The sequence below is a fragment of the Staphylococcus kloosii genome (genome assembly GCF_003019255.1).
Lineage (GTDB): Bacteria > Bacillota > Bacilli > Staphylococcales > Staphylococcaceae > Staphylococcus > Staphylococcus kloosii.
In genome coordinates this window covers 1,980,396-1,994,095 of sequence record NZ_CP027846.1, presented here as the reverse complement: position 1 = coordinate 1,994,095, position 13,700 = coordinate 1,980,396, and the positions used below count along the sequence as shown (strand labels likewise).

The following is a 13,700-nucleotide window of genomic DNA, read 5'->3' as shown; positions in this document are numbered from 1 at the left end:
ATAACTCAAACTTTTTTTATAGTTATGAGTAAGCTATAATATATTATGTTGTAAAGTGATTTAGGAGGCACAATCATGAAGCGTCAGTATTATATCGGTACTTCTTTATTTATCGCCATTATTATTTTAATTTTAGATCAAATAACAAAATTTATTATTGCATCTTCTATGCGTATAGGTGATTCTTTTGAAGTCATACCAGGATTTTTAAATATTACATCACATCGTAACAATGGTGCAGCATGGGGCATTTTAAGTGGTAAAATGAGTTTCTTTTTTATCATCACCATTATTATTTTAATCGTGTTAATCGTTTTTTATATTAAAGAGGCGAAGTATAATTTATTTATGCAAATAGCTTTAAGTTTACTGTTTGCCGGTGCATTAGGTAATTTTATAGACCGTTTGTTTCATGGCGAAGTAGTAGATTTTATTGACACATATATTTTTGGATATAACTTTCCAATTTTTAATGTTGCCGATTCAAGTTTAACGATAGGTGTCATATTGATTATCATTACACTGTTAATAGATGTTAAAAAGGGAAAATAGATAGGAGTATTAAATGACTACACATAATTTTACAATAGATAATTCTGCTGATGTAGGTCAGAGAATAGATAAAGTGTTGGCTGAACTGAATTCAGAATGGTCACGAACTCAAATGCAAGATTGGATTAAAGAAAAATTAGTTAAAGTAAACGGCAAGGATGTTAAATCTAACTATAAAGTAAAAATGAATGACGCAATCGAAGTTACTGAAAAGGAAATTGTTGATGCGGACATCGTTCCAGAAAATTTAAATTTAGATATTTATTATGAAGATGATGATGTTGCAATAGTGTATAAACCAAAAGGTATGGTTGTGCATCCATCAGCAGGTCACTATACAGGTACATTGGTAAATGGTTTAATGTATCAAATGAAAAACCTTTCAGGTATCAATGGAGAAGTAAGACCTGGCATTGTGCATAGAATTGATAAAGACACTTCTGGTTTATTAATGGTTGCTAAAAATGATGTGGCACACAGAAGTTTAGTTGAACAACTTATAGATAAAACAGTCACTCGTAAATATACGGCGCTTGTACATGGCAATATTCCTCATGATTATGGCACAGTTGATGCACCTATTGGTCGTAATAAAAATGATCGTCAGTCTATGGATGTTGTCGATGATGGTAAAGAAGCAATTACACATTTTAACGTGAAAGAACATTTTAAAAACTTTACTTTAATAGAGTGTCAACTTGAAACAGGGCGTACACACCAAATTCGTGTACATATGAAATATATTGGCTTCCCATTAGCAGGAGATCCTAAATATGGTCCTAGAAAAACGTTAGACCTTGATGGGCAAGCATTACACGCTGGCATAATTGGTTTTGATCATCCAGTGACAAATGAATATATTGAAAGAGAAGCACCACTACCTGAATCATTTACACAATTGTTAGAAGAGCTACGTCGTACTGATGCATAATGAATAATAGTTGGTTTCGACATAAGCTGCTTATTGACTTGCTATAAAATGTAAGGTAAAATGGTGACAGTTTAATAAGGAATCGGTCATCTTTAATTGAGAGTCCAGAGAGACTTCAAAGATATGAACCAAGAGAAAATTGATTATATAATGTAGTATATACATTTATTAATATAGTAGTGTATTTAAATGCACAAAGTATATATTGAGATACCAATTGAGTAGAGCTCATTCATACTCGTTTATACTTTAAATTTTTTCTGGGAATACCTCATATCTTCAATTGAAGATATGAGGTTTTTTTATATCACAATTAATAACATTTAAAGAAAGCAGGTGTGCCTTATGTCAGAACGTATTATTATGGATGAAGCAGCTATTCAAAGAACGGTTACACGTATTGCACATGAAATTTTAGAATATAATAAAGGCACAGATAATTTAGTTTTACTAGGTATAAAAACGCGTGGTGCTTTTTTAGCCAATAGAATTCAACAAAAAATTGCAATGATTGAAGCTTGTGAAGTGCCTACGGGTACGATTGATATTACACAATTTCGTGATGATTTAGAACAAGTTAACGATACGAATGGTGACAAATCATATGAAATTAGTGTCGATATTACTAATAAAATTGTAGTTATCATTGATGACGTTTTATATACCGGTAGAACAGTAAGAGCTTCACTAGATGCTATCTTACAGCATGCTAGACCAAATAAAATTGGCTTAGCGACGTTAGTAGATAGAGGGCATAGAGAATTGCCAATTCGCGCTGACTTTGTAGGAAAAAACATTCCTACATCTCGTGATGAAGATGTTTCTGTCTATCTAGAAGAAATTGATAATAAAAATGCAGTAGTAATTGAATAAACCTTTTAACTCAGTACGAGAGACTGAAAAAGGGACAATCGTAGAAAATTTTCTATGATTGCATTTATACCTATAACATAACGTTAGAGTTAGTTTATTGTGACTTTCTTTAACTAGAGCGGTATAAACTTTTTTAGTCTCTTTACATGAAATATGTAAAGAGATTTTTTTATGAGAGGAAGCGACAAATTATGAGAAACGAAGAAATGTTTGAAAGGACAGCCAAACCCGTATTAGATGTACGCGATAGACCAAAATTAGGTCAATGGGCGTTTCTAAGTACCCAACATTTATTTGCGATGTTTGGATCTACGGTTCTAGTACCATTTCTTACGGGATTACCAATATCGGCAGCATTGCTTGCTTCAGGTATTGGCACATTATTATACATATTAATTACTCAGGCTAAAATACCTGCTTATCTAGGTTCTAGCTTTGCTTTTATAACGCCAATTATTAGTGGGTTACATTCTCATAGTTTAGGCGATATGTTAATGGCTTTATTCATGAGTGGGTTGATGTATGTCATCATCGGTATCGCGATTAAATTGAGTGGCACAAATTGGCTAATGCGTTTATTACCACCAGTAGTAGTTGGACCAGTCATTATGGTTATAGGATTAAGTTTAGCACCAACGGCCGTAAACATGGCCATGTATGAAAATTCAAGTGACATGAAAGGTTACAATTTAAGTTACTTGATCGTTGCGTTAGTAACTCTACTAGTAACAGTTATTGTACAAGGATTTTTCAAAGGCTTTCTCTCTTTAATACCAGTATTAATCGGTATTATCGCTGGCTATGTAGTCGCTGCTTTCATGGGAATTGTCAACTTCAGTACAATAGCGAATGCCAAATGGTTACAATTGCCAGATATTTATTTACCGTTTAAAGATTACCATCCGTCGTTTCATCTGGGGTTAATTTTAGTCATGGTACCGATTGTTTTTGTGACAGTTAGTGAACATATAGGTCACCAAATGGTAATTAACAAAATTGTAGGTAAAAACTTCTTCAAAGATCCTGGCCTAGATAAATCAATTATAGGCGACGGTGTCTCAACAATGGTCGCAAGTGTTATTGGCGGGCCACCAAGCACAACATATGGTGAAAACATTGGTGTGTTAGCCATTACAAAAATATACAGCATCTACGTTATTGGTGGTGCTGCGGTCATAGCAATTATTCTTGGATTTGTAGGAAAATTCACGGCATTAATTTCATCCATACCAACACCAGTAATGGGTGGTGTTTCAATTCTCTTATTTGGGATTATCGCTTCAAGTGGATTACGTATGTTAGTAGAAAGTGAAATTGACTTTGCCCAAAATCGTAATTTAGTTATCGCTTCAGTTATTCTTGTTGTCGGTATAGGCAATCTAATGCTGAATCTCAAACCGATTGGCGTAAATTTACAAATAGAAGGTATGGCGTTAGCTGCATTGGCTGGTATCATATTGAACTTAATTTTGCCAAAGCAATCAACGTAAGGTAATCAAAGTAAACTAGGAGGCCGAAGATGCAACAATTATTATCTATGGAACATCTCACAACGGATGAAATTTTTCATCTTATTCAACAAGCTTGTAAATATAAAGCACACAATATTACAACACCACAATACAGTAATCAATTCGTAGCTAATTTATTTTTTGAAAATTCGACACGTACTAAAAGTAGTTTTATTGTTGCCGAACAAAAATTAGGTTTAAAATTAGTCGATTTTGAAACAACGACATCTTCAGTACAAAAAGGCGAGTCGCTGTATGACACGTGTAAGACACTAGAAAGTATTGGTGTAGATTTATTAGTCATAAGACATTTTCAAAATGCATATTATGATGAATTAAGTAATATAAATATTCCTATCATTAATGCTGGCGATGGTAGTGGTCAACACCCGACACAAAGTTTACTTGATCTAATGACTATTTATGAATCTTTCGAATCGTTTAAAGGTTTAAACATTGTGATCTGTGGCGACATCAAAAATTCTCGTGTGGCTAGAAGTAATTACTATAGTCTACGTGCGTTAGGTGCAAATGTAATGTTCTCTAGCCCTGATTCTTGGAAGGACGATACTTTGGAAGCACCATATGTCGATATAGATGATGTTATTGAAGAAGTAGACATTGTCATGTTGTTGAGAGTACAACATGAACGCCATAATAATGATGAAGTTTTATCCTTTGAATCAAATGATTATCATAAACTTTATGGTTTAACGGTTGAACGTTATAATCGATTAAAACAACAAGCGATTGTGATGCATCCAGCTCCTGTTAATAGAGGAGTAGAAATAGATAGTTCATTAGTTGAAGCACCGAAGTCTCGCATTTTCCAACAAATGCAAAACGGTATGTATTTACGTATGGCAGTTATAGATGCAGTTTTACAAACGAAAGGGGAACAATAATATGAAATTAATTACAAATGCTAAAGTTTTAAATAATGGAGAATTACAAGAAAGTTCGATTTTAATTGATGGTAAGCAAGTTAAGCAAATCGCACAACATATAGAAGTGGATCAAGACGTAGAAATTATTGATGCACAAGGCCAATTCGTTGCACCAGGATTAGTTGATGTTCACGTTCATTTAAGAGAACCAGGGGGAGAACATAAAGAAACTATCGCGACAGGTACAAAAGCTGCAGCTAGAGGTGGTTTTACAACTGTATGTCCAATGCCTAACACAAGACCTGTGCCAGATAATGTAGAAAATTTAAGCGCATTAAATAATATTATTGCCAATGATGCAAACGTTAGAGTGTTACCATATGCATCAATTACAGTAAGACAAGTAGGCAAAGAACATGTAGATTTCAAGGCTTTAGCAGAAAATGGGGCATTTGCTTTTACAGATGATGGTGTAGGCGTACAAACGGCGAGCATGATGTATGAAGCAATGCAAGAAGCAGCGAAAGTAAACAAAGCAATCGTAGCTCATTGTGAAGACAATAGCTTAATTTATGGCGGCGCTATGCACGAGGGGAAAAGAAGTGCTGAATTAGATATTCCAGGTATTCCAAATATTTGTGAAGCGGTACAAATCGCACGAGATGTATTATTAGCTGAAGCAGCTAATGCACATTATCATGTATGTCACGTTTCAACGAAAGAAAGTGTACGTGTAATTAGAGATGCTAAAAAAGCAGGCATTCACGTTACTGCAGAAGTAACGCCACACCACTTACTATTAACAGAAGATGATGTACCAGGTGACAATGCAATTTATAAAATGAATCCACCATTAAGAAGTAAAGAAGACAGACAAGCATTATTAGACGCATTAGAAGATGGCACTATTGATTGTATTGCTACAGACCACGCACCACACGCGAAAGAAGAGAAAGACCAACCAATGACCAAAGCACCATTTGGTATTGTAGGAAGCGAAACAGCATTTCCATTGTTATATACTCATTTTGTTAAAAATGGCTCTTGGTCATTACAACAACTTGTTGATTATTTAACGATAAAACCTGCACAAACATTTGATTTACCTTATGGCAAGCTCGAAGAAGGTAGTTTAGCAGATTTAACAATTATTAACTTAGATAAAGAAACAGAAATTAAGGCTGAAGACTTTTATTCAAAAGCTTCTAATACGCCATTTATTGGTTATCAAGTATATGGTACACCAGTGTTAACGATGGTTGAGGGTGAAGTTAAATTTAAGGAGGAACTGTAATGTTACAAAAACGCTATCTTGTACTTGAAGACGGTTCATATTATGAAGGATTTAAATTAGGTTCAGATGATTTAACAATTGGAGAAATTGTTTTTAATACTGCAATGACAGGCTATCAAGAAACAATCTCAGACCCATCATACACAGGACAAATTATTACTTTTACTTATCCATTAATCGGTAACTATGGCATTAATCGTGATGACTTTGAATCATTAGCATTAAGTTTAAATGGCGTAGTTGTAAAAGAAGCGAGCCAAAAGCCAAGCAATTTTAGACAACAAAAGACATTACATGAAGTATTAGTAGAATATAATGTGCCTGGTATTTCAGGTGTGGATACACGAAGTATTACTCGTAAAATAAGAAAGCACGGTGTGTTAAAAGCTGCTTTCACTGATGATAAAAATGAAATTGAAAACTTAGTTGAACAATTAAAAACGGTAGAATTACCACGTAACGAAGTGACTACTGTATCTACTAAAACGCCTTATATTTCAACAGGTTATCACTACAGCGTCGTATTAGTTGATTTTGGTAAAAAAGAAAATATCGTTAGAGAATTAAATGCACGTGGCTGCAATGTCACAGTAGTACCATATGATACTTCTGCTGAAGCTATCATTAGAATGTCACCGGACGGTGTAATGTTATCTAACGGCCCTGGTGATCCAGAAGAAGTACAAGTAGCGGTTGAAATGATACAAAATATTTTAGGTAAAATACCATTCTTTGGTATTTGTCTTGGTCACCAACTATTTGCGCTATCTCAAGGTGCAACTTCTTTCAAAATGAAGTTTGGGCATCGCGGTGCCAACCACCCAGTTAAAGATTTAAAAACTGGTAGAGTAGCCTTAACAAGTCAAAACCATGGTTATGCTATCGACAAAGATTCATTAGCACAAACTGATTTAGAAATAACACATATTGCTATAAACGACGGTACAGTTGAAGGATTGAAACATAAAAAATTACCAGCATTTTCAGTACAGTATCATCCCGAAGCATGCCCAGGTCCATCAGATTCAAACTATTTATTTGATGAATTTATAGAAATGATTAATGAATTTAAAGTGAAGGAGAGTATGACAAATGCCTAAACGTAATGATATTAAATCTATATTAGTAATAGGTTCTGGTCCGATTATTATTGGACAAGCCGCAGAATTTGACTATGCAGGCACTCAAGCTTGTTTAGCATTAAAAGAAGAAGGTTACAAAGTTATACTCGTTAACTCAAATCCGGCGACAATAATGACTGATAAAGAAGTAGCAGATAAAGTTTATATTGAGCCTTTAACACATGATTTTATTGCTCGTATTATTCGTAAAGAACAACCAGATGCATTACTGCCAACATTAGGTGGTCAAACAGGTCTAAATATGGCAATTCAATTGCACGATAGCGGCGTACTTGAAACAAATAATGTGCAATTATTAGGAACAGAATTAAACTCAATTCAACAAGCTGAAGACAGAGAATTATTTAGAACATTAATGAATGATTTGAATGTCCCAGTTCCTGAAAGTGACATTGTTAATACAGTAGAACAAGCTTTCCACTTTAAAGAGCAAGTAGGCTATCCATTAATCGTTAGACCTGCATTTACGATGGGAGGTACCGGTGGCGGTATCTGTCATAATGACGAAGAATTACATGAAATCGTCTCAAATGGTTTACATTATAGTCCAGCTACACAATGTTTAATTGAAAAATCAATCGCTGGATTTAAAGAGATTGAATATGAAGTAATGCGTGATAAAAATGACAATGCCATTGTGGTTTGTAACATGGAAAACATTGACCCTGTTGGTATTCATACAGGTGACTCTGTCGTAGTTGCACCAAGTCAAACTTTATCTGATATCGAATATCAAATGTTAAGAGACGTGTCATTAAAAGTTATTCGTGCGTTAGGTATAGAAGGTGGCTGTAACGTTCAGTTAGCGTTAGATCCTCACTCTATGGATTATTATATTATCGAGGTAAACCCACGTGTTTCTCGTTCATCTGCGTTAGCTTCTAAAGCTACTGGTTATCCAATCGCAAAATTAGCGGCAAAAATTGCTGTAGGATTAACATTAGATGAAATGTTGAACCCAGTAACAGGTACTTCGTACGCGGCATTTGAACCAGCTTTAGACTACGTAATTTCTAAAATTCCACGTTTCCCATTCGATAAATTTGAAAAAGGTGAACGTGTTCTAGGTACTCAAATGAAAGCTACAGGCGAAGTTATGGCTATTGGTAGAACATATGAAGAATCGCTATTAAAAGCTATTCGCTCATTAGAATATGGCGTACACCATTTAGGATTACCTAATGGCGAGACATTTGATTTGTCTTATATTAAAGAAAGAATACAAGACCAAGATGATGAACGTTTATTCTTTATTGGAGAAGCAATTCGCCGAGGAACAACACTGGAAGAAATTCATGAATTAACAAAAATAGATTACTTCTTCTTAAATAAATTCCAACACATTATCGATATTGAACATGACTTGAAAGCTAATAAAGGCGATATTGATTATTTAAAATTTGCTAAAAATTATGGTTTCAGTGATCGTGTTATTGCTCATAGATTTGATATGACGGAAGAAGAAGTCTATGCACTAAGACAAGAAAATGGCATTCAACCAGTTTATAAAATGGTGGATACATGTGCAGCTGAATTTGAATCGACAACACCTTATTATTACGGTACTTACGAACATGAAAATGAGTCAATTGTGACTGATAAAGAAAAAATCTTAGTATTAGGTTCTGGTCCAATTCGTATCGGTCAAGGTGTAGAATTTGACTATGCAACAGTTCACGCTGTATGGGCGATACAAGATGCAGGATATGAAGCGATTATCGTTAACAATAACCCTGAAACAGTGTCTACAGACTTCTCAATTTCAGATAAACTTTATTTCGAACCTTTAACTGAAGAAGATGTCATGAATATCATTGATTTAGAACAGCCAAGTGGCGTAGTCGTTCAGTTTGGTGGACAAACAGCGATTAACTTAGCTGAAAAATTAAGTAACAAAGGTGTTAAAATTTTAGGTACTTCATTAGAGGACTTAAACCGTGCCGAAGATAGAAAAGAGTTTGAAGCATTGTTGCATACGATTGATGTGCCACAACCTAAAGGTAAAACCGCTACTTCACCTGCTGAAGCGTTAACAAATGCACGTGAGATTGGCTATCCTGTAGTAGTTAGACCTTCATACGTATTAGGTGGACGTGCAATGGAAATCGTCAATAGTGATGAAGAACTTGAAAATTATATGAATCAAGCAGTTAAAGCGAGTCCAGATCACCCAGTATTAGTAGATAGATATTTAACTGGTAAAGAAATAGAAGTAGATGCTATTTCAGATGGTGAAACTGTAATTATTCCGGGGATCATGGAACATATTGAACGCGCTGGGGTACACTCTGGTGATTCAATCGCAGTATATCCACCTCAAACATTGACACAAAATGAAATCTATACACTTGAAGACTTCACAATTCGTTTAGCTAAAGGCTTAAACATTGTAGGTTTAATTAATATCCAATTTGTTATTGCACATGATGGCGTTTATGTACTTGAAGTAAATCCAAGATCTAGCCGTACAGTACCATTCTTAAGTAAAATTACTGATATTCAAATGGCACAATTAGCTATGCGTGCGATTATCGGCGATAAATTAAAAGATTTAGGTTTCAAAGAAGGCATACAACCATATTCAGAAGGCGTATTTGTTAAGGCACCTGTTTTCAGCTTTAATAAATTGAAAAACGTCGATATTACGCTTGGACCTGAAATGAAATCTACGGGTGAAGTTATGGGTAAAGACTTAACAATGGAAAAAGCATTGTATAAAGGTTTAACAGCTAGTGGTGTTGAAGTCAAAGATCATGGCACTGTATTGATTACGGTAAGTGATAAGGATAAAGATGAAATCATCGATATTGCTAACAGATTACATGAAGTTGGTTATAGAATTTTAGCTACACAAGGAACTGCATCTAAATTAGCAGAACGCGATATTCCTGCAGAAGTTGTAGGTAAAATTGGTAACGAAGATGACTTGTTAACTCGTATTCAAAATGGCGAAGTTCAAATAGTTATTAACACAATGACTAAAGGTAAAGAAGTAGAACGTGATGGCTTCCAAATTAGAAGAACAACAGTTGAAAATGGCATTCCATGTCTTACTTCATTAGATACTGCTAATGCTTTAACAAATGTTATCGAAAGCATGACATTTAACATGGCAAATATGTAATTTATCTTAGAGTGATTGTTAATAAAGCTTGAATTTTATACACGTTCAGTAAGGAGACCAATTTAAATGAAACAATTACCAATTATTGCACTCGATTTCGATACTGAAGATGCTGTAAATAACTTTTTAGATAACTTTGATGAGCCATTATTTGTGAAAGTAGGTATGGAGTTATTTTATCAAACAGGCCCACAACTTATTAAATCAATAAAAGAACGTGGACATGATATCTTCCTTGATTTGAAATTGCATGATATTCCGAATACCGTTGGAAAAGCAATGGAAGGATTGAGTAAACTTGATGTAGATTTAGTGAATGTGCATGCAGCAGGCGGTACGACAATGATGGAACGTGCCGTTGCTGGCATTCGCAAACATAATTCTGATATTAAAATTATTGCTGTAACACAATTAACTTCAACGAGCCAAGAAATGCTGAATGAACAACAAAATATTAAGACGTCAATGGATGAAGCGGTGTTAAATTATGCTACGCTTGCTCAGAAAGCAGGTTTAGATGGTGTAGTATGTTCACCACTTGAAACGACAATGCTAAAAGATCATTTAGGAGCGTCATTTTTAAAAGTTACGCCAGGCATACGTCCAGCAGACAGTGAAACAAACGATCAAAAACGTGTAACAACACCTGAAGATGCTAAAAAATTAGGTTCTACACATATCGTTGTAGGTAGACCGATAACACAAAGTGACGATCCTGTCGCTAGTTATCACAAAATTAAAGAAAGTTGGTTAGGTTAATATGACAAAAAGTATAGCGCAATCGTTATTAGATATAGGTGCAGTTTCACTTTCGCCCAATGATTTATTTACTTGGAGTTCAGGAATTAAATCACCAATTTATTGCGACAACAGAGTGACTTTAGGTTATCCAAAAGTGAGAACTGAAATTAGAGATGGTTTAAGTGCGTTAATTAAAGAAAAATTTCCAACTGTAGAAATTGTTTCTGGCACTGCAACGGCAGGTATTCCACATGCAGCTTATGTATCTGAAGTATTGGATTTACCGATGAACTATGTGCGTTCTAAAAGTAAAAGTCATGGTAAACAAAATCAAATTGAAGGTGCATTAAGTGAAGGTAAAAAAGTTGTTGTTATTGAAGATTTAATTTCAACAGGCGGCTCTTCAATTACTGCAGTAGATGCCTTGAAAGAAGCAGGTGCTGAAGTATTAGGTGTCGTTGCTATTTTTACTTATGGTTTGAACAAAGCAGACGAATTATTTAATGAAGCAGGTGTTCCATTTTACACTTTAAGCGACTATAATGAATTAATAGAAGTAGCTAAAGATAATGGGGATATTTCAGAAGATGATATTAAGACATTAGTTGAATGGAGAGATAACTTAGCATAAAATGTTAAGTAGAGGGGGTAATATCATGTCAAATAACCCACACGATGTTTACCGACAGTTTTCTCATGTAAACAAATTTTTATCTAAAACTGATGATTATCGCAATGAACATAAAACAAATGATCAAAATGAATGGTTATCCTCGGCTTCAGATAAAAACATTTTTAAAAAAGCAAAATCTGATATTAAAGCCAAAGGTCATATTTAATAGTAAAAAAGAGATCGAGACTAAGTTTTCACTTGGGTCTCGCTCTCTTTTTAATATTTAACGTATAAAAATTTTCGTTAGAATATAACCTAGTAATATAATAGCTGCGGCTACTAATAATGAAATAACATAAATCATGATATCGAACCTCCAATAATTGAAAAAGTGGAAATTTCATAAAAATATTTACGCATGTAAAACGCTTGTGAAATAAAGACCATAAAATCATGTTTATAAGTAATATTGATTTAAGAAGATGTAGATAAATACTTATATATTTATGCTAAACTATTTGCTATTTATAGTATGACGTTTTCTACTTTTTATCAATAATTAACTCATTACGGTATCTATATTTTAACATAGACAAAACAAAAACTACGGATAATTAATTATCGTTAGGAGCTGCGTATGAAAAAACTATTCAAAGACCACTATAAAAATGTACTCTTTTGTATAATCGGCTCATTTATTAACGCACTTGGCGTTAGCTTTTTTATTTTAGGAGCGAATATGGGCGATGGCGGTACGATTGGAATATCTTTAGCGCTTAAATATACGTTAGGATTTTCTCCTGCTATATCCTCATTAATTATTAACACTTTAGTTATTATAGTAGGGTGGAAATTTTTAAGTAAGGCTACTGCGGTATACACATTTATTACAAATACTGCATTGTCTGTCTTTTTAAGGTTTACCGAAGACTTTAATTTAGGTATTCATGATTTTATTATAAGTTCAGTATTCGGTGGTGTATTCATCGGCATTGGCTGTGGGTTTATTATCGCAGCGGGCAGTACTGCTGGTGGTACTTCAGTCATTGCTAAGATGTTAAATAAATATTTTGACGTTAAAACTTCACAAGGTATTTTTATTTTAGATGGCTTAGTCGTACTATCATTTTTACTCGTGCTACCTTTAAAAAATGTATTATTCACAATTATTATGTTATTTATTACAGAACGTGCCACTTCATTTATTATAGAAGGGTTTAATCCTAAAAAAGCTGTTACTGTTATTTCTAGTAAAAGTGAAGATATTAGTAATGCGATAAACTCCTTTACCGGTAGAGGTTCTACCTTATTAAATGGTAAAGGTGGATACGGTAAAACAGAAACGAGTATGTTATATGTTGTCGTCCCACAATCACAAGTAACGCGTGTTAAACGAATGGTTAGTGAAATCGATGAAAATGCCTTCTTAGTGATACACGACGTACGTGATGTGCTAGGCAATGGCTTTATGAATATGAATTAGCTGTAAATGGCATAACTCGATTTATAATTATAATATCGTTATGATATAAGTAAATAGAAAAGTAGAGAGGGGTAAAATGATGCTTATACCTAAAGTTACAACTTTTTTAATGTTTAATGGAAATGCTGAAGAGGCAATAAATTTATACGTTAATACTTTTGAGGATGCTGAAATTTTAACTTTAGTTAAATATGGCGAAGACAGTGGCGAAATGGCCGGTGCCGTACAACACGCAATATTTAGAATTAAAGATCAAGTATTGATGGCTATAGATAATGTAAATGGCGTTGATATTGATATGACACCTGCTATGTCATTATATGTGACAGTAGAGAGTACTATGGAAATGGAACATCTATTTAGTAAATTAAAAAGCGGTGGTGCAATATTAATGCCAAAAACTGAAATGCCACCAACATTCAGAGAATTTACTTGGATCGTCGATAAATTTGGCGTTAACTTCCAATTAGCTCTACCAGAAAAACAATAATAAAAAGAAGCTGCAAACTTGAAGTATTACTCAAGCTTGCAGCTTTTTATTTATAATAT

At 34.0% G+C, this 13,700-nt stretch carries 13 protein-coding genes; all 13 read left to right on the top strand.

What is annotated here, in order from left to right; genetic code table 11:
• Nucleotides 1–75 precede the first annotated feature (75 nt).
• The 13 genes from lspA to C7J89_RS09810 all read left to right on the top strand — a co-directional run bounded on the left by lspA (nucleotide 76) and on the right by C7J89_RS09810 (nucleotide 13,641).
• A complete protein-coding gene (gene lspA / locus C7J89_RS09870; protein ID WP_103295532.1) occupies nucleotides 76–552 on the top strand; it encodes a signal peptidase II in 477 nt (158 codons plus the stop codon).
• Between the two features lie 13 nt (nucleotides 553–565).
• Nucleotides 566–1,483 carry an RluA family pseudouridine synthase gene (locus C7J89_RS09865; RefSeq protein ID WP_061854897.1) on the top strand — a complete coding sequence of 306 codons (918 nt, stop codon included), beginning with the start codon at nucleotides 566–568 and terminating at the stop codon, nucleotides 1,481–1,483.
• 345 nt (nucleotides 1,484–1,828) lie between these two features.
• The gene (gene pyrR, locus C7J89_RS09860; RefSeq protein WP_103295531.1) at nucleotides 1,829–2,356 is read left to right on the top strand and encodes a bifunctional pyr operon transcriptional regulator/uracil phosphoribosyltransferase PyrR; all 528 of its coding nucleotides are present in this window, start codon (nucleotides 1,829–1,831) and stop codon (nucleotides 2,354–2,356) included.
• Nucleotides 2,357–2,547: 191 nt separating this feature from the next.
• The gene (locus C7J89_RS09855; RefSeq protein WP_103295530.1) at nucleotides 2,548–3,846 is read left to right on the top strand and encodes a uracil-xanthine permease family protein; all 1,299 of its coding nucleotides are present in this window, start codon (nucleotides 2,548–2,550) and stop codon (nucleotides 3,844–3,846) included.
• Between the two features lie 29 nt (nucleotides 3,847–3,875).
• A complete protein-coding gene (locus tag C7J89_RS09850) occupies nucleotides 3,876–4,772 on the top strand; it encodes an aspartate carbamoyltransferase catalytic subunit (protein WP_103295529.1) in 897 nt (298 codons plus the stop codon).
• 1 nt (nucleotide 4,773) lies between these two features.
• Nucleotides 4,774–6,048, top strand: a complete 1,275-nt coding sequence (locus C7J89_RS09845) for a dihydroorotase (RefSeq protein WP_103295528.1) — start codon at nucleotides 4,774–4,776, stop codon at nucleotides 6,046–6,048.
• The gene (locus tag C7J89_RS09840) at nucleotides 6,048–7,148 is read left to right on the top strand and encodes a carbamoyl phosphate synthase small subunit (protein ID WP_061854892.1); all 1,101 of its coding nucleotides are present in this window, start codon (nucleotides 6,048–6,050) and stop codon (nucleotides 7,146–7,148) included. The genes C7J89_RS09845 and C7J89_RS09840 overlap by 1 nt, the downstream gene beginning before the upstream one ends.
• A complete protein-coding gene (gene carB / locus C7J89_RS09835; protein WP_061854891.1) occupies nucleotides 7,141–10,314 on the top strand; it encodes a carbamoyl-phosphate synthase large subunit in 3,174 nt (1,057 codons plus the stop codon). Before C7J89_RS09840 ends, carB begins: the two co-directional genes overlap by 8 nt.
• Nucleotides 10,315–10,380: 66 nt before the next feature.
• Nucleotides 10,381–11,073: an orotidine-5'-phosphate decarboxylase gene (pyrF, locus tag C7J89_RS09830; protein ID WP_103294976.1), complete on the top strand. Its 693-nt coding sequence runs from the start codon at nucleotides 10,381–10,383 to the stop codon at nucleotides 11,071–11,073.
• 1 nt (nucleotide 11,074) lies between these two features.
• On the top strand, nucleotides 11,075–11,686 hold the full coding sequence (pyrE, locus tag C7J89_RS09825; RefSeq protein ID WP_103294975.1) for an orotate phosphoribosyltransferase: 612 nt from the start codon (nucleotides 11,075–11,077) through the stop codon (nucleotides 11,684–11,686).
• Nucleotides 11,687–11,711: 25 nt separating this feature from the next.
• Complete coding sequence (locus C7J89_RS09820; RefSeq protein WP_061854888.1) at nucleotides 11,712–11,894, top strand: hypothetical protein; 183 nt, start codon at nucleotides 11,712–11,714, stop codon at nucleotides 11,892–11,894.
• A 411-nt stretch (nucleotides 11,895–12,305) separates the two neighbouring features.
• A complete protein-coding gene (locus C7J89_RS09815) occupies nucleotides 12,306–13,151 on the top strand; it encodes a YitT family protein (RefSeq protein ID WP_061854887.1) in 846 nt (281 codons plus the stop codon).
• Between the two features lie 79 nt (nucleotides 13,152–13,230).
• Entirely contained in the window at nucleotides 13,231–13,641 is a 411-nt protein-coding gene (locus tag C7J89_RS09810) for a VOC family protein (protein WP_103294974.1), read from the top strand.
• Nucleotides 13,642–13,700 lie beyond the last annotated feature (59 nt).